Annotated in this window: 20 protein-coding genes, 1 tRNA gene and 1 pseudogene; 6 read left to right on the top strand and 16 right to left on the bottom strand. The window is 48.4% G+C overall.

From position 1 onward, the window contains the following. Positions 1-64: 64 nt before the first annotated feature. From GGC63_RS04980 to GGC63_RS05000, 5 genes are all read right to left on the bottom strand, one after another. Positions 65-135 (bottom strand) — tRNA-Gly (locus GGC63_RS04980). 142 nt (positions 136-277) lie between these two features. Further along, positions 278-1,057, bottom strand: a complete 780-nt coding sequence (locus GGC63_RS04985) for an HAD family hydrolase (protein ID WP_192701305.1) — start codon at positions 1,055-1,057, stop codon at positions 278-280. Between the two features lie 17 nt (positions 1,058-1,074). Beyond that, on the bottom strand, positions 1,075-1,593 hold the full coding sequence (locus GGC63_RS04990) for a DUF402 domain-containing protein (RefSeq protein ID WP_192701306.1): 519 nt from the start codon (positions 1,591-1,593) through the stop codon (positions 1,075-1,077). Between the two features lie 135 nt (positions 1,594-1,728). Next, positions 1,729-2,256 carry a signal peptidase I gene (gene lepB / locus GGC63_RS04995; protein WP_192701307.1) on the bottom strand — a complete coding sequence of 176 codons (528 nt, stop codon included), beginning with the start codon at positions 2,254-2,256 and terminating at the stop codon, positions 1,729-1,731. 86 nt (positions 2,257-2,342) lie between these two features. Next, positions 2,343-2,786: a hypothetical protein gene (locus GGC63_RS05000; RefSeq protein ID WP_192701308.1), complete on the bottom strand. Its 444-nt coding sequence runs from the start codon at positions 2,784-2,786 to the stop codon at positions 2,343-2,345. Between the two features lie 157 nt (positions 2,787-2,943). On the opposite strand from GGC63_RS05000, the gene GGC63_RS05005 reads away from it, so the two are divergent. Beyond that, entirely contained in the window at positions 2,944-3,864 is a 921-nt protein-coding gene (locus GGC63_RS05005; RefSeq protein WP_079914439.1) for an aldo/keto reductase, read from the top strand. A gap of 74 nt (positions 3,865-3,938) precedes the next feature. Here the strand turns inward: GGC63_RS05005 and GGC63_RS05010 are convergent, their stop codons facing one another. From GGC63_RS05010 to GGC63_RS05020, 3 genes are read right to left on the bottom strand one after another with little or no spacing between them, the layout of a single operon-like run. Continuing rightward, complete coding sequence (locus GGC63_RS05010) at positions 3,939-5,036, bottom strand: Ger(x)C family spore germination protein (RefSeq protein ID WP_192701309.1); 1,098 nt, start codon at positions 5,034-5,036, stop codon at positions 3,939-3,941. Then, entirely contained in the window at positions 5,029-6,120 is a 1,092-nt protein-coding gene (locus tag GGC63_RS05015; RefSeq protein WP_225947901.1) for a GerAB/ArcD/ProY family transporter, read from the bottom strand. Before GGC63_RS05015 ends, GGC63_RS05010 begins: the two co-directional genes overlap by 8 nt. A 6-nt stretch (positions 6,121-6,126) precedes the next feature. Then, a complete protein-coding gene (locus tag GGC63_RS05020; RefSeq protein WP_192701310.1) occupies positions 6,127-7,632 on the bottom strand; it encodes a spore germination protein in 1,506 nt (501 codons plus the stop codon). A 197-nt stretch (positions 7,633-7,829) separates the two neighbouring features. On the opposite strand from GGC63_RS05020, the pseudogene GGC63_RS35305 reads away from it, so the two are divergent. Next, positions 7,830-7,918 (top strand): annotated as a pseudogene (locus GGC63_RS35305) (EamA family transporter); the annotation flags it as partial. Between the two features lie 76 nt (positions 7,919-7,994). Here GGC63_RS35305 and GGC63_RS05025 read toward each other — a convergent pair. Beyond that, a complete protein-coding gene (locus GGC63_RS05025) occupies positions 7,995-8,354 on the bottom strand; it encodes a DoxX family protein (RefSeq protein WP_192701311.1) in 360 nt (119 codons plus the stop codon). Positions 8,355-8,570: 216 nt separating this feature from the next. On the opposite strand from GGC63_RS05025, the gene GGC63_RS05030 reads away from it, so the two are divergent. Further along, complete coding sequence (locus tag GGC63_RS05030) at positions 8,571-8,942, top strand: winged helix-turn-helix transcriptional regulator (protein WP_079914435.1); 372 nt, start codon at positions 8,571-8,573, stop codon at positions 8,940-8,942. A 60-nt stretch (positions 8,943-9,002) separates the two neighbouring features. On the opposite strand, the gene GGC63_RS05035 is transcribed toward GGC63_RS05030, so the two are convergent. The 3 genes from GGC63_RS05035 to nikR form a co-directional block, all read right to left on the bottom strand. Beyond that, complete coding sequence (locus tag GGC63_RS05035; RefSeq protein ID WP_192701312.1) at positions 9,003-10,679, bottom strand: copper resistance CopC/CopD family protein; 1,677 nt, start codon at positions 10,677-10,679, stop codon at positions 9,003-9,005. Between the two features lie 33 nt (positions 10,680-10,712). Then, positions 10,713-11,120 carry a DUF2203 domain-containing protein gene (locus GGC63_RS05040; RefSeq protein ID WP_079914433.1) on the bottom strand — a complete coding sequence of 136 codons (408 nt, stop codon included), beginning with the start codon at positions 11,118-11,120 and terminating at the stop codon, positions 10,713-10,715. A 68-nt stretch (positions 11,121-11,188) separates the two neighbouring features. After that, positions 11,189-11,665 carry a nickel-responsive transcriptional regulator NikR gene (gene nikR / locus GGC63_RS05045; RefSeq protein WP_079914432.1) on the bottom strand — a complete coding sequence of 159 codons (477 nt, stop codon included), beginning with the start codon at positions 11,663-11,665 and terminating at the stop codon, positions 11,189-11,191. 224 nt (positions 11,666-11,889) lie between these two features. Here nikR and GGC63_RS05050 point away from each other — a divergent pair, with 224 nt between their 5' ends. Then, positions 11,890-13,602: an ABC transporter ATP-binding protein gene (locus GGC63_RS05050; RefSeq protein ID WP_192701313.1), complete on the top strand. Its 1,713-nt coding sequence runs from the start codon at positions 11,890-11,892 to the stop codon at positions 13,600-13,602. Between the two features lie 272 nt (positions 13,603-13,874). Here GGC63_RS05050 and GGC63_RS05055 read toward each other — a convergent pair whose 3' ends face one another. Both GGC63_RS05055 and GGC63_RS34350 read right to left on the bottom strand, forming a co-directional pair. Further along, a complete protein-coding gene (locus GGC63_RS05055; RefSeq protein WP_225947902.1) occupies positions 13,875-14,282 on the bottom strand; it encodes a class I SAM-dependent methyltransferase in 408 nt (135 codons plus the stop codon). After that, positions 14,283-14,486 (bottom strand): hypothetical protein, encoded by a 204-nt coding sequence (locus tag GGC63_RS34350; RefSeq protein WP_225947903.1) that lies wholly within the window; start codon positions 14,484-14,486, stop codon positions 14,283-14,285. A 579-nt stretch (positions 14,487-15,065) separates the two neighbouring features. Between GGC63_RS34350 and GGC63_RS05060 the strand changes: the two genes are divergently transcribed. Further along, positions 15,066-17,291 carry a ribonucleoside-diphosphate reductase subunit alpha gene (locus GGC63_RS05060; protein ID WP_192701314.1) on the top strand — a complete coding sequence of 742 codons (2,226 nt, stop codon included), beginning with the start codon at positions 15,066-15,068 and terminating at the stop codon, positions 17,289-17,291. A gap of 33 nt (positions 17,292-17,324) precedes the next feature. Here the strand turns inward: GGC63_RS05060 and GGC63_RS05065 are convergent, their stop codons facing one another. Next, a complete protein-coding gene (locus GGC63_RS05065; RefSeq protein ID WP_192701315.1) occupies positions 17,325-17,489 on the bottom strand; it encodes a hypothetical protein in 165 nt (54 codons plus the stop codon). A gap of 367 nt (positions 17,490-17,856) precedes the next feature. Between GGC63_RS05065 and GGC63_RS05070 the strand changes: the two genes are divergently transcribed. Continuing rightward, on the top strand, positions 17,857-18,939 hold the full coding sequence (locus tag GGC63_RS05070) for a ribonucleotide-diphosphate reductase subunit beta (RefSeq protein WP_192701316.1): 1,083 nt from the start codon (positions 17,857-17,859) through the stop codon (positions 18,937-18,939). Between the two features lie 83 nt (positions 18,940-19,022). Here GGC63_RS05070 and GGC63_RS05075 read toward each other — a convergent pair whose 3' ends face one another. Further along, entirely contained in the window at positions 19,023-20,753 is a 1,731-nt protein-coding gene (locus GGC63_RS05075; RefSeq protein WP_225947904.1) for a diguanylate cyclase, read from the bottom strand. Positions 20,754-20,782 lie beyond the last annotated feature (29 nt).

The raw sequence follows: 20,782 nt of genomic DNA on the forward strand, positions 1-20,782 counted from the left end.
AGCACTCAATCAATTCTCCAATAAAAAGAAAAAAAACCCTTATGCATCAAGGGTTTTCACACTAAGCGGGTGATGGGAATCGAACCCACGCCACCAGCTTGGGAAGCTGGAGTTCTGCCATTGAACTACACCCGCGCGGGATGAAATAACTCTTCTATATTATATACAGTTATTGGCATCCTGTCTAGATAACGTTTACAACTACCCGCGTTTAGACAATTCGTATGCCGCCCGCGTCGCAAGCTTCCTTTACGCGCAGGACTTACTACATACTTGATCATTTGCATAACCGCTCCAACACAACGGCAACCCCATCGTTATCATTGGTTTCCGTAACCTCATAGGCCATGTCCTTTAACTCCTTAATGGCGTTTCCCATGGCAATGGCATAGCCGCAGCACTGGAATAAGCCTGCATCATTAAAGTCATCTCCAAATACCATGACTTCCTCCATTGGAACACCCAAGCGTTCGCATATCCGCGAAACTGCGTTTTCCTTGGAGGCTTCTTTCGATGAGATTTGAATCAATGTCCCGGAGTCCGTGACCACCAGATTCACCTTATGTCCGAAACGATCTATTAATGGCTGCACATCGTCATAATGGCTTATCAAAATTTTGGAAGGCGACAGCTGCTGCATTTCCTCTAACGATACAACACGCGGCTTATGGTTAATATGCATCATTTCCATATAGTCCAGCTCCCTGCTGCTAAACCAGCTGTCCTCCGCCTCAACTGAAAGATAAGTATCGCTTTCATGCGTAAAAATATAATCCATCAATTCTTTACTAATCGTCGGGTTTATCGGATAATGCTCTCTTAGGTTCAAGGCCTCGTGAATGATAAGCGCCCCGTTATAATAAATAATAATTCCGATATTCCGTATGGGCTCTGGAAGCAAATCTTGAACGGACCTTGGGGGGCGTGCGGTTGCGATGAGGATCGGTATGCCCTGTTCGTGGCAGGCTAGAACTGCTTTCAGATTACGCTCGCTCACCTGTTTGCGGGAATCCAGGTAGGTCCCGTCCAAATCCAAAACGACCACGGAAACCTTCATCCGCTTATCTCCCCCCATCACTGCGTCCCCTTCGGGATCGCCTGAACATATTTTTCTATCGTCCCGTCAAAAGGGAACTGCCCATTCGCTACGCGCTGCTGAAGGCTCTCTAATTCCAGCTTCGCTCTCTCAACTAGCTCCGGAGGATAGGCAAGCTCCACCGCATTACTCGCAAACTCATCTTCATCGATGACCTTCCAAACGTTGTTCCTTCGGACATAATCCAGGTCCAGATCAACATAAGTTACCGTATTCCCGTCCCATGTGGCGGGTTGGTTGATGTTACAATAATACTGCGTGATAGATCCGTCCACTACATCGGCACTCACGGTAAACCAGGAGGCAAAGGAGAAATATTCAATCGTCCAATGCTGACAAATAAAGATTTTGCCTCTAGTGTAATGATGCAGTTCACGGCCGGGCTCGCTCAGTACGAAGATATGCTTGTCCGTCTTTTCGAGCGGCCTTGCTTTCCATTCATAATGGAGACGGTTCCCGTATTTCCTCGACTGAATCGTAATGTACTCCTTGTCCAAACGGCTCCACTCCCTTATCTAGTTACAAAAACCGTCCTGCAGTTCAATAGATGATAATATAAAGACGATTATACCAAAAAATACCTCCTCCCCATAGGGATAGAAGGTATTTTCATAAGTTGGCATCAGATCGAATCAGTCCAAGGTCCCGATATGATTGAATGGAAAATAACGGAACATAACTTTGCCTATCAGCTTATCCTTATCTACAAAAGGGGTCGTAGCCCATAAATGGGAATCGAGACTCTCGTTGCGGTTATCTCCGAGGAAAAAGTATTTATTCTCGGGCACCGTAATCGGTCCGTAGGTGTAATTCATTTTCTCCTTCAAATAAGGCTCATCTACTTTTTGCCCGTTGCGAATCAAGGCTCCGTCCTTAATCTCTATCGTATCGCCTGGAAGACCTATTAGCCTTTTTACAAAGCGTTGATCGGCCTCATCAGGCAGCGGGGGATAGAACACGACGATATCGCCGAATTGAAAGTCAGTCAGCTTGACCATTTTTTCCACCAGTATTTTATCGTCCAGCTGAATGGTAGGCAGCATCGAGCCGGTCGGTACCTTCATCCCTTGGGCAACATACGTATTAAAGGTAAAGCTGACAATCACAGCGATTGCCAACGTTGGAACCCATTCCTTGATCCATCGTTTCACCCGTTGCATTATTTCAGCTCCTTTTGCCGTTTCATTTGTCCATTCTACAACATATTGGCAAAAGAAAGATTAATTTAACATAAATTTTTGTGTGATTATGGGGTAGCGGATGTTTTATTCTTTAACGTTATATATTCCTTTGTTCTTTGTTCTCCAACCTTCCACTCCACCTGAGCCTGATCTGTTCCTGTCCATGTTGTGACTTCCCCTTTTTTATCCAGCGTAATCGGCTGTCCCGGTTTTGCCAAGGAAGGCTCCGTTATAGCGTTCACTAGAGAGGTACCGTCTGCATGAATGACAGCTAGCGCAGCATCACTTATCTCTTCATCAATTTTATATTCGACCGTAACGCTTTCTTCTAGCTTGGAGCCTTTGGCCGTATAATCAACCTTCACCCTCCAATGCTCCGATTCTCCTTGCAGTGTCGCCGGCTTCGTTCCAGGATCGTTCGGATTTGCGGTGTTCTTGTTGCACGCCGTTAAAGCCGTTACCGCTATTAATAAGGATAGTGTTGATAGTGCGAATCTTTTGCGAGTCATACGGATTGTCCTCCTAACTTGCTTTAGTGTTAATTTGTATCTGCTGGCATTATTTTATGCGATTTAAAAAGGTATTTTCAAGCTGCGCCGCTTTTTGACTTCTTCGCTCCGTTGTCGTTAAATAAAAGAGAGTCATCCATATTAGGGAGGGATCCGCATGAAATACCGCAGATTAGGCAAAACCAATTTGAAGGTATCCGTCATTGGAGTAGGAACTTGGCAATTCGGAGGAGAATGGGGCAAGGCATTTACGCAAGACGAAGCGGACGCCATTCTGGACCAGGCCAAAGCTTCCGGCATTAACTTGATCGATACGGCCGAATGCTATGGTGATCATACTTCCGAATCGCTTATTGGAGATTATGTAGCCCGCAACCGCCGCGAGGACTGGATCATCGCTACCAAATTCGGCCATCATTTTCACGGCCACCAGGAGCGTACGCAGCACTGGTCTCCGAAGGAAGTGCTAGAGCAGCTGGAAGCATCTCTACGGGCGCTCAAGACGGACTATATCGACTTATACCAGTTCCACTCGGGAACGGATGAGGCTTTCGATCAAGACGATCTGTGGACCTTACTGGACAAGCAGGTACAAGCAGGCAAAATCCGTCATCTGGGTACCTCGATCGCCAGCAACGATAATCTGCACCAGACTGCGGCATCGACCAAGGTTCATTCTCAAACGATTCAGGTCGTTTACAATCGGTTGGACCGCAAGCCCGAAGAACGCGTATTCCCTTCCTGCGAAGAACAGGATTTGGGCGTATTGGCGCGCGTGCCGTTGGCAAGCGGTTATTTGAGCGGTAAGTACAAACCGGGTGCCGTATTCCCAGATAACGACGTCCGCAACCGCCATGACCGTGAACAAACCATCCGCCGTTTGGAGGAAGTGGAACGGATCCGTGAGCATGAGGTTCCCGCCGGAATGGATATGGCCACTTGGGCGCTGGCCTGGTGCTTGAAGCATCCTGCGGTGACGGCCGTTATTCCCGGCTGCAAAAGTCCGGAGCAGGTCATTTCCAACGCGGCAGCTGCTCAGTACGTGTCCGACTTGCACAAGCAAAGCTGGAAAGAATAAAGCGGACTTTTTCCTCCTTGCTTCAACAGCCTGCGTCTCGTTGTTTCACCGAGGTGACTCCAGTCGCAGGCTTTCTATTTGATCTTCCCGTAATTTTTTATCTCCATTTGAATCCTGCACTGTATATCCATTTTCGAATATTCCTCGTGCCAGTCCATCTTTTTCCATCCGCTATAGCTCATTTGATTTCTAACGTAGGTTCCAATTCCCAGGCTATCGACTTTTTTGCTCTGCATGAACCGAATCATTTGGTTACCTTGAGCCGTAAGAAAGGCCGATATCTTCTTCTCCAGCTCCCGCCTATCCTTGTCTTCCCCTAGCTTTAAATCACCCGTATACTCCAACAGGGTTCCTTTGATACGAACAAGGATGCGAGCGGCGGGCTTCCCTTCGCTATTTGGTATAATGTTTACTTTCCTCCGGCTGATCAAAGAATTGAACATGGCCACTTCCGTCGGATTATTCTTGTCCAAAGGAATAGCGATATTCCCTCTTTTGAACGAGTCCCTTAGAACTGCGAGAATCATCGTTTCCTTCGAGCTGATCTTATCGATATACTTGTTATCCCGGAACAATCCAACGGCATCGATAGTTATCCCTTCCCCGATATCCTTAATCACAGGGGCAACCGGATCAATACCATCATCATAGTAATCTCTCAAAAAGCTGTATAAAGTGACTTTAGGCACTGCGTGCTGTTTTGATTCCTTTTCCAGTAAATGATCGATATATTTCCCTATGTTTTTGTGATGCGAATAGGTTTTCTCCATGATGGCTCCCGCATTTCCATCAACCAGCGTTATTTTCATATGAGGGGAAATGGACGGATCTCGAGCCAACGTATCAAAGTGATTGTCTAATCCTTTCTTGGCAACCGCCAAACCAAAAAGAACATTCCGTATTTGCCCGTTGACTAACATCAGACTGCTTTTTTTGGAAAGGTTAATCTTGGCTTCCTTAACGCTATGTGCGACAGTAGCAAGAATATCGCGGGATACCTTCGATTCGGGATCCACCTTAGGCAGAGCGATAACAATTTTGTAGGTGCCGTCCGGCATCAGATCATATGTCGTGGTCTGAATAAACCCCACTCTTTCCAATACACGCTGGTCCCCGCAGCCGGTAAGAAAAATTAGAAGAAGCAGGCCTGCCATCCATCTTGTTTTATCCATCCGGCAATTCTCCCTTTGATTTCTGCAAGAGCAGTATGAAGATGGCCAAGATAGGCAATCCAAAAGCGATGCCCATTTCAATCATAGACAGCACGTTTAACCAATGCTGGACTTTACTTAATATATCCGGGATAAAGGATACGAGATAAACAAGGCCAACAATCAGAAATCCCATGACGTTCTCCTTCATTTTGGGGATCAACCTTATGCCTACTTCATTAGCTGACCAGGTATACATAACGGTGGTGATCATTACCGTGAATAAGAAGAAACCGTAAAACAAATTTTCTATACGTTCCACAAACGGGAATTTAATGTAGGCCAAAATATCCAGAACGGGAAACAGCATCACTTTCAACTGTTCCGCACCAAGAAAACCGAAGACGATCAAGCAGAGGTAAGCGTAAGTTACGCACAAGATCATATTTCCCCATGTGGCGGCTTTCATCAGCTTCGTTTTTTTATCGGAATAGGGGAAGAGAAGAAGGCTAAGCTCGTACCCGAGAAACGCAGAATATACCTGAAAATATCCCTTGACCGTATTATCTCCCCCCTGCAAAAAGAAAGGAGTCAGTCTTGACCAGTTAAATTCCTCGTATAAAAAAAAGATCAAAAGATTCATCCATACGACGAGCCAAAAGAAGACGGTTGCGGCTTTGGAAATATTGTATATGCCCTTAATCAATAAACCGTAGACAAGAATATCGACAATAAGCTTGAAAACCATCGGACTTGTCGTAGGGAAAGCAACCATTTGGAAAATAAGCACATATTCTTTGCTAACCAAACAACCTAACAACGCCCATATGCTCACCAAAGCTACATAAAGAGGGTATAGAATGAATTTAGGAACCGACTGTTCTACGATTTCAAACAGAGACCTGCCTTGGCCAAGACGGTACACAAGCGATATTAAATAAATATTGGCTTGCGCAATTGCCCCGAAGAAAAACAGCATTATCCATCCGTTGGTGCCAAATTGCTGGGCCAATAGCTGAGGAAGGCTGAACAGCACGACTCCGGTTTGAATCATAAAAATAAGGATGGAAGCGTGAAAGTAGGATAGTTTCTCTTGAATTCTCAACTGGCGTTATCTCCTCATTTTATTTCTCACCTTATTGGGCGTATTGCTCTGCGTTGGCCGGGCGGTCAGTAAATTGAAAGGGGCCCTGATAAACATATCCTTCCAATCCTTCATTTGAGATGGAGCTACAGGGGTTAGATAAGACGTCCCGAGACTTGTGATTCCGCTCATATGAACGACTATCGCTGCAATTCCTACCGCCAGACCGAAATTGCCCGCCAAGCCCGCCAGCAAAATTAACCCGAAACGAAGAAGTCGGATAGAAGCGCTCATAACATAGCTCGGGATAACGAATGAGGAGATGGCAGAGGAAGCCACGGCAATAATTAATATATTGCTTGTAAGCCCCGCTTGTACGGCAGCTTGCCCAATTACAATACCTCCAACGATACCGATGGTTTGACCTATCTTCGTCGGCAGCCTCGCGCCTGCCTCTCTCAGAAGCTCAATCGTAATTTCCATTAGGAATGCCTCATAAACAGGTGGAAATGGGACTCTACTTCGCGATTCGGCTATCGTAATGAGCAGATTCTCAGGTATCATTTCATAATGGTAAGTTGTTATCGAAACATACAGAGCTGTGAAGATAATGGTAATTCCGAAAGCCAGTAGCCTTAACAGGCGTGTCGCCGTGCCGATCAGCCATCGTTGGTAATAATCATCCGACGAGGAAAAAAACTCAAAAAATGAGGTCGGCGCGCTGAAAGCGGAAGGGCTGCCGTCCGTAATTCCGACAATACGGCCTGCGACCAGCTTGGAAGCGATAGCATCCGGTCGTTCGGAGGTATGAAACTGAGGAAAGATGGAATAGGGACTATCGTCAATATATTGAATAAGCATATTCGTATCGAAAACCTCGTCGATTTCAATGTTTCTGATCCTGAGGATGGCCTCCTCCACATAAGCCTCATTGGCAATATCTTGGATATATAAGAGGTACACATCTGTTTTGGTGACCTCGCCTACTGATAGTTTAATCACCTTCAGATGAGAGCTCTTGACCCTTCGGCGAATTAAGGAAAGATTCACTCCCGCTTCTTCCGTAAACGCATCATGAGGACCGGTAATGACGGTCTCCGTTTCCGATATCGATACAGAACGGGAAGGAGGCCCGTATACGTCCGCGAGATAGGCTTGTTCTTTGAAAAAGATGGCTGCCTGACCCGCCAAAATCCCTTTAACCACATCCTTCATATTCGAAGCCAGGTGAAATTGGGACTGCTGCAGATACCGGGCCACTTGCTCCTTTTGTAATCCTAGTAACGAATTCACCACGTCCCCTAGGAGAGTATCGCTTTTGACCAAGGGGCCAAAATATAACAAATCTATGCCGATATCTGCATACGAACGATGTACTAAATCGGCACAATCCCTGAATTCGTTCAGCGTTTGATTCAGGGAAGGCATGTCGTTATGTTCTTCCTTATTGGAATGGGGTTCAGCTTGACCGGATTTTTTAAGCGTCCAATGAAACAGTCGATGGATGATGTTCATATGCCACCCCAAATTCATTTTGTGCTTCTTCTGTATTTTGCAGCATTTTCATGGAATTACTCATGGAAAGGGGAAATAAGGATGTATTGGATGCCGCTGCATGCAGTTAGGATTTACTAAATTGCTGTTTGTCTGTTCAGAAAGGTTGATCCAAATGTATTATTCTCCATTATTTGAAAATGATGTACCAGCAGCACTTCCGCGCCCTTAGTGGAGTGAAAACGGCAGGCGGATTTCTGCTCTGGAATCGTGGATTACAAATGCTTAACGTCTCTACGGCAGGTTGTTTTTCTTCTTTCAACCCGAAAACCCCTTCATCTAGGCTGAAGGGGTTTGGTTTTGTTTAACCGAGAATCATTACGCTAATAGGATACAGCAGCTCAATACTTTAAACGGCCAATCGCAACAAATAAGGCAAGCGCTAAGAAAATGAAGTTCACGACAATTTCCCCATATTCGCCGCGCATAATATGGAATACTGCACCCAAAAGAACGATTACAGCAAGTCCGGCCGCAGCAATCGGTGTCAAAACAGGGACGATTTTGAAAGCTTGAGGCAAAATTAACCCTATTACTCCAAGCAATTCCACTAAACCAATAAAGAAAACGAGATTTCGGGGAACATCACTCACCCATGTCCAGGACGTTTTTGCTGCTTCATACTGAAACGCCTTCAACCAACCGGAATAAATAAATCCCAATGCCAATATCCCTTGTACGATCCATAAACCGACATTCATAAATGACGCCCACTCCCTATCACTTTCATATGTTGATATCCCAACCTGATTAACGAGAATCCATACTGTTTTTTCTTCAACATCTACTCCTCTTGTGTCTATTGAGCTCTAGATGCATAATAATCCATAGGAATCTCTTAAGGAAGTAGTTACTTAAAATAAACGTAGTATACAAAAAGAAACCTAAGGCGGGTAAAGGAATGGGGAGTAATATTCATGTCTACCTTTTGTAAATTCGAGACGGCGTTGGAGATCCTTGTCGGGAAATGGAAGCCAGTTATTCTTCTTCGCCTTTTTTCAAACGGAACTATGAGATTTAGCGAGCTTCAAAAATCGATACCGGATATCACCAAAAAAATGCTGACCCAACAATTACGGGAGTTGGAATATCACGATATTGTTCATCGTGAGATCTATCATCAAGTTCCCCCCAAGGTAGAATACTCCATCACAGAATACGGTAAAGGGATGGCAACCATTTTGCAGGCGTTAAATGATTGGGGAGTAGCTCATGTGGAGCATTTAAATGAATTATACGGAACGAATCATTCAATGGAACCGCAAACCAATGATGCAATAGATAAATAAATCCAAAGAAAAACCCGGCGTTCGCGCCGGGTTCGTTGTTACATAAGTATTCTTTTCGAATTAAAATAAACGGATTTGTTTATTGTAGACCGTTTCGTCATCATTGCTGTCCATAACCCGGACCTCGATGTCCCAATAACCTGGATAAGGCAGGTAAGCACCTTTGGCCTTATACGTATGCTTCTTCAGTCCCCCAAAGCTGTCTTCCACGCTGGCATCCTCGGTATACTGGAGAGGAACCTCGATAGGAGCTATATCTTTGGCACTGGCATCGTGGAGCTTCAAGATCATTTGCTTTGGCTTGCCTAACGATTCCGGCAGCCACACCTTCACCGTGAAATCATTCACTCCCGGCACGTTAGGCGTGATCTGCGTGGTCATGTGGATCTTGTCTCCCATCACATGCCAATTCAGCGGCTCGTTCGCAGGCAGCGGCGTCAAATACGTGAACACGCCGACAATGAACACGATGAGAAGCGCCAGTACAGCATCCGCTTTAAGCAATGCTGCGATCCTGCCCTCGCCGCGCTTCCTGTATGCCCAGCGAAGCCATGCCGCCGTACAAATAACCAGCAGCACCAGAGCACATTTGACGAGCAGAAGCTTGCCCCATTGGGTCTCCACAATATATTCGACATTCGGCAAAAAGATCAGAACGGACAATATTCCCGACAATACCAGCAGGACAATGGAAGCCAGCGCAGTGGAGGAAAACCGCGGGAAGAACCGCAAGCCTTCTTCCTTGCTGTGCCTCCAGAGGACGATCAGCATCAGCAGACCGCCTACCCATAGAGCTGCAGCAGCCAAGTGGATGATATCCAGCAGCAAGGTCTGCTTCAGAGGCTGAAATGCGGCGGCATGGCCATTGAGACCTTTGGTCAGCCATACAAGCGCTACCCAGGTCAAATCCAGCCAGAGACGGCGGTACAGCAGGACAAGGCCCAAAAGGGACACTACAAGAGAGGCTATCCAAATATAGCCGATAATCGTTTTGGTAAAAATGACTGCGAACGCTTCCGGTCCGCCATCCCCGATAAGTGCAAACACGTGAGTGAACATAAAGAACAAGAAGGCAAGTAAATATCCGCGCTGCAGCTGCATGCTCCATTGTTGAAGCAATGATGACACACTGTCGCTGCGGCTGCCATAAAATCTCTGCCATACGACCCAGCCGGTGAACAGCAGCATCAATGCATAATATAGGATTCTGGATATATATTGAAGAATCTCCATAAATCCGAGCTGCGTCGACAAGCCATGGGAATGCATATGCTCCATCGATGGCAGCGCCTCCGCAGGCTGATTGCCCAAGCTTTGGCCTACGGCAAATAAATATGTGCCTTCTACGGGATGTCCGTCAGCTGAGATGACATGATAAGTGACCAGATAGCTTCCTTGCCCGAGCTTGGGCAGCTGCAGTTCAACGGAAGTCCGGTTGGCATTCAATTGAGCTTTATTCGCGGTCACCTGCTTCTTGCTGCTATCATACACCCGCACATAATAGATGCCGTCTTCCAATCTTTCATTAAAAGTGAGAGTAATGCTGCCCGGCGGCTCATTCAGCTCCGCATTGGCTGCCGGTACCGACTCCACAAGGCTGGCATGCGCCGAAACCGGATTCGGCAGTACAACCAGATAAAAGAAAAAGCATAGACAGCAAATAAGCGGCACCAGCCACCCAACTTGTCTGCTTATTATTCTCCGCCGACGCATGCCGGCCGTCTTTATGGTGATCATTGTGAGAAAGTCCTCCTTGATCCTATGAACAGGCTACTCGCCCGTAATCTTCTTTCTACCCGCAAAACCATCATACAGCCCGTGATAGTGCTCGACGCGCGGCTCTCCCTGTCTCCAGCACAGCAGCACTTCCTCGCCGTTGATCCATGCCGGAAAATCGACAAGTCCGGTATCGACATCCTTCAGCTGAACGCCCTTTAGTTCAAAGCTTTGAAGCACAGCATTGCCTTCCAGCTGCATAAATTCCATTTCACATTCCAATGTAAAATACGGATCTTCCTCGACCATCACGCCTTGTTGACGGTGGTAGATTTTTAGCTGATGCAGCTGTTCATATTTCACGCGAAACCGCCGTTTGATATCCTGCAGCTTCTCCAGCTCCTGTTGTACAATCGGCAGTATCGCGTTGGCTTCAGCCAGAGTGTAATATTTTTTCCCCATTGGTATACCTCCCGTCTAAGAATCCCTTACCACTTACGCATATTTATCTCTTCAAAAGCCTATCGCACTTATTCTCCATGGGAATGGGGGTGTGCATGATCATGATGATGGGAGCGGTCGGCCCCACGGCTATCCATATGGGTTACGGACAGCTCTGCATAAAACACGCCTTTGAGCACCTGAATGCGCTGCTGCAGCTCCCGCAGCTTGCTCACGACGCCGCGAACCACAATCACTTCCAGGCATTGCTGATGGTTCAAATGAATATGCATCGTAGAGTTGATCTCATGATGGTACTCATGCTGCAGCTCGGTCAGTACGATCGGCAAATCGCTGACATGGTGGTCGTACACCATAACGATCGTTCCTGCCGCCATCTGATCGGGCTTGATCTGGGAGGGCGCGAGCAGCGCTTTGCGCACCAAATCCCTAATCGCCTCGGACCGATTATCATATCCCTGTTCCTCCAGCAGCGCATCGAACTGCTCAATTAAGGATTGCGGCATGGAGATGCCGAATCGAACAAGCGCATCCTTCTCACTCAATCTCGTTCTCCCCTAACCTTTAAAATTTCGCGGCACCGCGACGTTCCGTAGCCGCCTTCTTATGTTCTAATGTAGCATACTCGGACGAGGCTAACCAAACTTTTCACCGTAATGTCATACTCTTGCCGGTGGAAAAAATAATTAAGATCATCTCTTCTCTTGTCACCAAGCCTCTTCCCTATTAAAATACGTAAATACATTGCGGAGAAAGGAAGGAATCTTTTGTGATACGCCGTTTCATGGCCTTCTATCGGCCTCATTGGAAGCTGTTCGCCGTCGATTTTACGGCCTCTCTGTTCGTGGCCCTTCTTGAGCTCAGCTTTCCGCTGGCAGTCAAGTGGATCGTCGACAGTCTGCTGCCTGATCGCAACTGGCCCTGGATACTGTGGGCGGGAGCCGGCTTGCTTGCCATGTATTTGCTGAGCAGCGGCCTTCAGTTTGTCGTCACCTATTGGGGACATAAGCTTGGGATTCAAATCGAATTTGATATGCGTCAAAAGCTGTTTCAGCATGTGCAAAAATTATCGTTTCGCTTTTTCGATAACCATAAGACCGGACATTTGATGTCCAGAATGACGAACGACCTGTTTGAGATCGGGGAAGTAGCCCATCACGGGCCTGAGGATTTGTTCATTGCCGTTATGACCTTTATCGGCGCCTTCTCGATTATGCTTTACTTGAACTGGCAGCTGGCCTGCATTACCTTCATAGCTCTTCCTTTATTGATATGGCTGATCGTGCTCTGCAACGGAAGGCTCGTCAAGGCAGCCAATCAGATGTATACGAACATTGCCGACGTGAACGCCCAGGTCGAGGACAGTGTCGCCGGCATTCGCGTCGTGCAGTCGTTTACGAATGAACAGCATGAGATCAAGAAATTTTCGGAGAACAACAAAAAGTACCGCTTCGCCAAGCTGCAATCCTATTGGATTATCGCATACAGCGCATCGGGGATGTATTTGCTCATGAGGCTGATTACGCTGCTTGTGCTTCTATGCGGAGCCTGGCTGGTCATTTATCGGGGCATGTCTTACGGAGAGCTGGTCGGCTTCCTTCTATTCGTAAATATCTTCTTCAAGCCGATTGAAAAAATAACCGCGCTGCTGGAGCAGTACCCGAAAGGTATGGCCGGGTTCAAAAGGTTCCTGGAAATTATGGATGTGGAGCCGGACGTGGCCGATGCGCCGAATGCCGTGAATGTCAAGCATTTGAACGGGGACATTGAGTTCAAGGGCGTGACCTTCGGCTACGAAAATCATGCGCATGTGCTGCGGGACATCAACCTGCGCATTCGGTCGGGTGAAACCGTCGCTTTTGTCGGCCCCTCCGGAGCCGGAAAAACGACCTTGTGCAGCCTCCTTCCCCGCTTCTATGAAATTGAGAGCGGCAGCATCTCCATCGACGGCATCGATATCCGCCAGATGACGCAGCGATCCCTGCGTTCGCAGATCGGCATCGTTCAGCAGGATGTCTTCCTGTTCTCGGGAACGCTGCGTGACAATATTGCTTACGGCAAGCTTGGCGCGACCGAAGAAGAGATCCTGGCTGCCGCCCGTAGCGCGCATCTGGAGTCGGTCATCGCCTCGTTCCCGCTCGGGCTCGATACCCCTATCGGGGAAAGAGGCGTGAAGCTGTCCGGCGGGCAAAAGCAGCGTCTGGCCATTGCGCGGATGTTCCTTAAGAACCCGCCGATCCTGATCCTGGACGAAGCGACCTCTGCACTCGACACCGAGACCGAGGCCGTGATCCAGCAGGCGCTTACCGAGCTGTCGGCGAACCGCACGACTCTCGTTATCGCCCACAGGCTCGCGACCATCCGGCATGCCGACCGGATTATCGTAGTCAATGAGGACGGGATTGCGGAGCAGGGCCGGCACGAAGAGCTGCTGGCTGTAGGAGGAGCCTATGCCAAGCTGCATCAGGCGCAATTCGGTTGAGGGGGAGAAGAAGTCCCGCAGCGAGTGCCTCGGGGAGAGTGTTGAAAAAACCGTGAAGTTTGAACTAGTGCTATCATCCTCCGGTGGGGTATGCCCCTCCAGCCGCTGTTGAAACCCGTGAAAGCTCATCATATTTAGCGGTATTTTCACGGATTTCAAAGGCGGGCGCTATCGTTCCTCCAAGGCATACCCCGCCTCCGTTTGCAGCATCGTTCGCGCAAAACCAGGTTTTTCAATAGCCAGTCCTGCAGCAAAAGCTGCAGGGCTTCTTTTTATGGTATTAAGATGAGGGATTGAAAATGCAGCTCGTCCTGCTGAAGAGGGACTATGCGATAAGAATCAAGCTTGAAGTACGGTTTCACAGCCTCCTGAATGGCCGAATCAGTATAGAAAGAAAAGAACCGCTTCGGCTCACACACGTCATTCTCCCAAATCCCCTCCGAATCGCGCCCTCCGTATACCCCCATATAAAAGAGGCCATTGGGTTTGAGCACTCTGCGAATTTCCGCAAGCACCTGACCCAGCTCTTGTTTGGGCACATGCAGCAGGCAGTTCAGCGCATAAACGGCGTCAAACGAGTAGTCAGGAAACTCCAGCTGATAAAAGTCCATCACGGACGCATTCAGCCCCTTCTCCTTGCAATGACGGACCATTTCTCCGGATAAATCGATGCAGGTCATCTACAGCCCGCACTGCTGGAAATAAAAGCTGTCTCTGCCGGTCCCGGCCCCTATCTCAAGCACGCTCCCTCCTCCATTTTTACGCAGACGCTCTATGAACAAATCCCTCTCCTCTGCCTTCCAGTCTGACATGGATGATTGTGAACGGCGTACGGCATCCGCATCATAAGCTTGGGCCAGCTCTTTTTTGAAAGATAACGACATCCTTGATCCTCCCACCTTTTCAGTTATACGAACATATATTCGCTGTCGTTCCTGGAATTCCTTCCTTTCGTGAACATCATTATTGAACCTTTTATGATCCGAAATGGCTCCTCATTATGATCTTGCTTATATTGGATTGGCATCAGCTTTTTGGCAGAAGAAGCTAGTAGGTCTAAGCTCCTATTTTTCTTCTTGAAAATCTATCTTTTTATACAGAAGCTACATCCGATGAAGACTCGGAATCGCCCTTATCAAAAGGAATTCGGCTGTTTACAGCCTATCAAATGGCCTCGGAAGGCATGAAACTTGTCGAAAAATATTCATTTGACACCCACCATATATTGAGGTAAATTCTATTTATGTCTTCAAAGACAACTATATATTGTGGGAATATCTCTCACAAACGACACATTTCGCTTTCACGCGGTTTCATAGATTCAGCCATGGGCCTTAAGGAACCCGCGCCACATCGATGCATGGCCACCTTAGCTGCTGGCATGCGCCCGCTTTAAGCAGGGCTGCATGCTTTTTCAATGCGCATTTTTCCCATCTTCGCTCAAAAAAAGGAGTAGGTTTTAGATGATTATCGTAAAGAGAGACGGAACGAAAGAAGAGCTTGTTTTCTCCAAAATGAAGAAGGTTATCGATTTCGCTTGCGAAACATATCCGGAATGCGATCAGCTCGAGCTGGAAACCGCATTGCTGCCTTTGTTCCGCAACGGGATTTCAACGAAAGAAATTCAGCGTTTGCTTATCCAGGTAGCCGTGGAAAAAACAAGCGTCGAGCAGCCGAACTGGCAGTACGTCGCTGCGAAGCTTCTCACCTACGATTTGTACAAGGAAGCCCGTTTGAATCGTAAATACGGCCATTTTGGCTATGGCGACTTGTACTCCCTCATCACTTACTTAACTGATATGGGATTGTATGGAAAATACATACTCGAGCATTATACAAAGGAAGATATTCAAGAGCTGGGCGCTTACATCAAACCGGAGCGCGATTATCTCTTAAACTATATCGGTCTCAAAACATTGGCTGACCGCTACCTGATTCGCGGCATGGACAAAGAAGTGCTGGAGCTGCCGCAGGAGCTGTTCATGGGTGTCGCCATGCATCTGGCTATGAAGGAAACGGACAAGCTCAAATGGGCCAAGCAGTTCTACGATGTGCTGAGCAACCTGGAAATGACCGTCGCTACACCGACACTCGCCAATGCTCGCAAGCCGCTGCATCAGCTGTCCAGCTGCTTTATCGATACGGTACCGGATAATCTGTGGGGCATTTACAACGTGGACCAAAGTTTCGCGCAGGTTTCCAAACATGGCGGCGGCATGGGAATCTATGTCGGCAAGGTTCGCAGCCGCGGCTCCAACATTCGCGGTTATAAGAACGTTGCAGGCGGCGTCGTGCCGTGGATCAAAAACTACAACAACACGGCTATCGCCGTAGACCAATTAGGCGTCCGCTCCGGTGCGGTAGCTATCTACCTGGACGTATGGCACAAGGATATTCTCGATTTCCTCAACCTGAAAACAAACAACGGGGACGATCGTATGAAGGCTCACGATATTTTCCCTGGCGTTTGTATCCCGGATTTGTTCATGAAAACTGTGAAGGAAAGAGGCACCTGGTACTTGTTCGACCCTCATGAGGTTCGTAAAGCGAAAGGCTACTCGATCGAGGACAGCTGGGGTGAGGAATGGGAGCGCCGCTACTGGGATTGCGTGAACGACGATAAAATTTCCAAAGAAGAAATTCCGGCTATCGATATCATGAAGCGCATTATGACGAGCTCGTTCGAGACGGGAACTCCGTTCCTGTTCTTCCGCGATACCGTCAACCGTGCTAACCCTAACAAGCACGCTGGTATGATTTATTGCTCCAATCTGTGCACCGAGATTTGCCAGAACATGAGCCCGACCGAGCTGGTTCAAAGCTTCCATGAAGACGGCATTATTACGAATCAAGTGAAGAGCGGCGATTTTGTCGTGTGCAACCTGTCTTCCCTGAACCTGGGACGCGTGTATACGAAGGAAGATATCGAACGCGTCGTTACAACGCAAATGCGCATGATGGACAATGTCATCGATTTGAATCATTATCCGATCCCGCAAGCGGAAATTACGAATAAAAAATACCGCGCTGTTGGCCTCGGCTCCAGCGGTTATCATCAAATGCTGGCTCAGCTGAAGATTCAATGGGAATCCGATGAGCATATCGCTAAAGCCAATGAAGTGTATGAGTGGATGAACTTTTACGCAATCAAAGCTTCGATGGAAATTGCCAAAGAAAAAGGCGCCTACAAAGTATTCGAGGGCAGCGAATGGCAAACCGGCGCTTATTTCGATGACCGCGGCTATAACAGCCCGGAATGGCTCGAATTGAAAGAGCAGGTAGCCAAGCACGGCGTACGTAACGCCTGGATGTTCGCTATCGCTCCTACCGCTTCTACCTCGTTGATCGCCGGTTCTACCGCAGGTATCGACCCGATCTTCAACAAGTTCTTCGTAGAAGAAAAGAAAAATGCGGTCATCCCGCAAACCGCTCCGAACCTGAACGCCGAAACGATGTGGTTCTACAAGGAAGCCCATCGTATCGACCAGCATTGGAGCATCAAGGCCGCTGGCGTACGCCAGCGTCATATTGACCAGGCTCAATCGTTCAACCTGTACATCACTCCTGAGCTTTCTGCCAAGGAATTCCTTGAGCTGTACATGGCCGCTTGGGAAAATGGCTTGAAAACTGTATACTACGTACGGAATAAAAGCCTTGAAGTGGAAGATTGCGTAAGCTGTTCTGCATAATGAAATCATATTGCAGCCATAGTAAGCAAGGCATCAATTAGGGTCCGGCAGCAGCAAAGCGTACTGCCTCGCCCTTGCTCTTACCGGGTCCGGCAGCAGCGAAGCGTACTGCCTTGCCCTTGCTCTTATCGGGTCCGGCAGCAGCGGAGCGCACTGCCTTGCCTTACTCTTCTCGGGTCCGGCAGCAGCGGAGCGCACTGCCTTGCCCTTAATGTTTTTCGGTTTTCGGGTTCAGAGGTTTTTGGGGGTTTAGGTTTTTGCAGCAGCGATAGCGAACTGCCCGCCTTTCCTTCCCTGCCCCAACCCTCAAAACGTTAAGCGTGTAGGTGCCCCGTTCATAAGCGTCAGCGAATGAACAGGCACTTACGTAAGCGCCCAATTGCACCAACCTAACACCAAAATGCACCATCGCACCAACGTAAAGCGTGTACCCCATCCCCCGGCAAATGGCGCAGCCAGAGCCGGGGGATGGGGTACGAACGCGATCCAAACCAACAAAAAGTAACTCCCACAGCCGAGGGGGTCCAGGGGGCAGAGCCCCATGGGGTCCAGGGGGCAGAGCCCCATGGGGTCCCCCTTGCAGGGGGATTTAGGGGGTAGCTCTTCTTTGGACCAATTACAGAAGAAAAAACTGTTTAACGAGCACGGAGACCGTGACTGGGGAAAACGCCGCATGATCGGCGGCAATACGACGAACCTGATTGAGCTGAACAACGTGAAGTACGATTGGGCGACGAAAATGTATCGCACAATGATGAACAACTTCTGGATTCCGGAAGAAATTCCTTTGGCGCAGGACGCCAAGGACTACAAATTTTTGTCGCCTCATGAGCGTCAAAGCTATGACAAAATCATCAGCTTCCTGATCTTCCTGGATTCGCTGCAAACGGCAAATCTGCCTAACATTAACGAGTATATTACGGCGCCCGAGGTGAATCTGTGCCTGACGGTACAGACGTTCCAGGAAGCCGTTCACAGCCAAAGCTACTCGTACATTCTCGACAGCGTAGTTTCAGCCGAGGCACGTGACGATATCTATAACCAATGGCGTGAAGACAAGCATTTGCTGCGCCGGAACCGGTTCATCACCGACCTGTATGAAAACTTTGTCGAAGATCCTTCCACGAAGAATCTGATGAAAACCATTATGGCGAACTATATTCTGGAAGGCATCTACTTCTACAGCGGCTTCAGCTTCTTCTACGCGCTCGGACGTCAGGGCAAAATGCTCGGCACCGTATCCGAAATCAAATACATTCAGCGTGACGAGCTGACACATCTGGCGTTGTTCCAAAATATTTTCCGGGAAATCCGCAAGGAAAATCCGGATATTTTTACCGACGAGCTGATCGAAGAGCTTCGTCAAATGATGAAAACCGCCGTGAACCATGAAATCGAATGGGGCCAATACATTACCAACAATAACATCAGCGGTCTCAGCAACGAAATCATCGATCAATATATCAAGTACTTGTCCAATGAGCGTTTAAGAAACCTCGGTCTCGAAATTTTGTTCCCGGAAGTTGTGGAGCATCCGATGAAATGGGTCGAAACGTTCAGTAATATGAACGGCATCAAAACCGACTTCTTCGAGCAAAAAGTAACGAACTACAGCAAATCATCCAACATGAACTGGGATGATCTGTAAAACAAATACACCCCCTTCTTCCCTCTGGAAGCATGGGGGTGTTCCTTTTATATCGGCTCTAGAAATTAGAACGCGGTTCTGCCTTACGGCAGCTTCAACAGCTGCTTCACCTTCATCTCAAGCTCTACCATGGAGAACGGCTTATGCATGAAAATATCGACTCCGGCAGGCAGCCCTTTCGCCGGCTCATCCTCCCGGCTTCTCCCCGAGAGCATAAGGATGGACAAATTCGGAGGCATCGAGCCTTCCTGCCCGAATCGCTCCAGCAGTTCGAAACCTCCCAAACGAGGCATCACGCCATCCAGCACACATACATCAACGGACTGGCGTGTAAGAATGCCGTAAGCCTCTTCCCCATCCGACGCTTCCAGGAAGGTCACCGGAAGATGCTGCAGCTTCGAAACCAAAATGGACCTTAGAATGCGGTCATCATCAGCAATCAAGACCGTCGGGCGGCGCTCCTCGGTTCCTTCCGATGGCGAGCTGCACGGATCCCCCATCTCATCGACATAAATCATCACGCGGTCTCTCCCGCCTTGTTTGGCGGCATACATCGCATCATCGGATCGCTGAATCCATTCTTCAATCGTCATCCCTTCGGACCATGCGGACACGCCTGCCGAGAACGTGATATGGAAGGTCTGTCCATCGTTCTGAGCCACAGGCTCCGTACGAATCTGCTGCAGGATGGACTCTATCGTTTTTTGCGCATCCTGAGCCGTGCTTCCCGGAAGGACCACGACAAACTCCTCCCCGCCAAAGCGCGCGATCAGATCGGTGGAGCGTAGATTTTTTTGCAGAATATGAGCCAAGCCTTGCAGCACCAAATCCCCTACATGGTGGCCATGCGTATCGTTAATGCTTTTGAACCTGTCGATATCGATAAAAACAAGCGAGATCGGCGCCGGATAACGGCTGATGCGCTGAAGCTCCACTTGAATTTGATGATCGAAAAAGCGCCGGTTATAAATCCCGGTCAGCGGGTCGCGAAAAGCCATCTGCTCGAAATTTTTCGTTCGTTTCAGAAGGCTGTAGATGCGTGCGCTCAACTCCTCATATTGAAAAGGCTTCGTGACAAAGTCATCGGCACCCAAATAAAAGCAGCGTACTTTATCGTGAATATCGTCCCGTCCGGAAAGCACCACAAGCGGGACCCATTTCAGCGTAGGATCCTCCTTCACGAATTCAAACAATTCGTAACCGGACTGCGGATACATCATCAAATCCAATGTAATCAAATCGTAATTATGCTCTCGCAGCAGCTTCTGGGCGGTCCCTACGTCCGATGCATGGTCCACTTCATAGCCCTCGAGCTTAAGACGCCTCACCAGATAAGAACGAAGAGCATCGTCATCATCAATGATCAGCAGTCTTCCTCCCGATGGCGCCAGCGTTATTTTTCCGAACTGCTCCTGCTGCTCGTCCAAATCCATCTCCTGACAGTAAAGATCAAATTCCATCAGCAGCTGCTGCTTCCACTTGGCCCCGGCCTGTACGCAGAGCTGGAACTCTGCCGCGATTTGGGCATGATCCCAGCCGTCGTCCGTCCTTTGAGTCCATTCCCATAAGCGAACCAGCTTCTCGGCTACAAGACCGATGCGCATAAAACCGAAAACAGACGAACTGCCTTTCATGGTATGAACCAATCTATAGATCCGCTTGGCTGCCGCAAGCGTGCGCCCGGATTCATGAACCTCACTAACGTCATGCAGCTCCTTCAGCTGTTTGCGGAGCTCACTCACATACCGCTTACGCCCTTCTTTCATCAGTCTTGCTTCCTTTTGCAAGCGTTCCTCAGGCGATAGTTGACGCAAACCTTTCACTTCCAGTCATTTCAAAATAG

It is taken from the genome of Paenibacillus sp. OAS669 (assembly GCF_014873645.1).
GTDB classification, from domain to species: domain Bacteria; phylum Bacillota; class Bacilli; order Paenibacillales; family NBRC-103111; genus Paenibacillus_S; species Paenibacillus_S vulneris.

What these genes read in the sequence shown, in the direction of transcription:
- GGC63_RS05000 (WP_192701308.1), bottom strand. Translation starts at nt 2,786, where the DNA reads ATGACTCGCAAAAGATTCGCACTATCAACACTATCCTTATTAATAGCG.
- GGC63_RS05005 (WP_079914439.1), top strand. Translation starts at nt 2,944, where the DNA reads ATGAAATACCGCAGATTAGGCAAAACCAATTTGAAGGTATCCGTCATT.
- GGC63_RS04985 (WP_192701305.1), bottom strand. Translation starts at nt 1,057, where the DNA reads ATGAAGGTTTCCGTGGTCGTTTTGGATTTGGACGGGACCTACCTGGAT.
- GGC63_RS05070 (WP_192701316.1), top strand. Translation starts at nt 17,857, where the DNA reads ATGGGGTCCCCCTTGCAGGGGGATTTAGGGGGTAGCTCTTCTTTGGAC.
- GGC63_RS05060 (WP_192701314.1), top strand. Translation starts at nt 15,066, where the DNA reads ATGATTATCGTAAAGAGAGACGGAACGAAAGAAGAGCTTGTTTTCTCC.
- GGC63_RS34350 (WP_225947903.1), bottom strand. Translation starts at nt 14,486, where the DNA reads ATGTCGTTATCTTTCAAAAAAGAGCTGGCCCAAGCTTATGATGCGGAT.
- GGC63_RS05010 (WP_192701309.1), bottom strand. Translation starts at nt 5,036, where the DNA reads ATGGATAAAACAAGATGGATGGCAGGCCTGCTTCTTCTAATTTTTCTT.
- lepB (WP_192701307.1), bottom strand. Translation starts at nt 2,256, where the DNA reads ATGCAACGGGTGAAACGATGGATCAAGGAATGGGTTCCAACGTTGGCA.
- GGC63_RS05030 (WP_079914435.1), top strand. Translation starts at nt 8,571, where the DNA reads ATGTCTACCTTTTGTAAATTCGAGACGGCGTTGGAGATCCTTGTCGGG.
- GGC63_RS05020 (WP_192701310.1), bottom strand. Translation starts at nt 7,632, where the DNA reads ATGAATTTGGGGTGGCATATGAACATCATCCATCGACTGTTTCATTGG.
- GGC63_RS05035 (WP_192701312.1), bottom strand. Translation starts at nt 10,679, where the DNA reads ATGATCACCATAAAGACGGCCGGCATGCGTCGGCGGAGAATAATAAGC.
- GGC63_RS05040 (WP_079914433.1), bottom strand. Translation starts at nt 11,120, where the DNA reads ATGGGGAAAAAATATTACACTCTGGCTGAAGCCAACGCGATACTGCCG.
- GGC63_RS05055 (WP_225947902.1), bottom strand. Translation starts at nt 14,282, where the DNA reads ATGACCTGCATCGATTTATCCGGAGAAATGGTCCGTCATTGCAAGGAG.
- GGC63_RS05025 (WP_192701311.1), bottom strand. Translation starts at nt 8,354, where the DNA reads ATGAATGTCGGTTTATGGATCGTACAAGGGATATTGGCATTGGGATTT.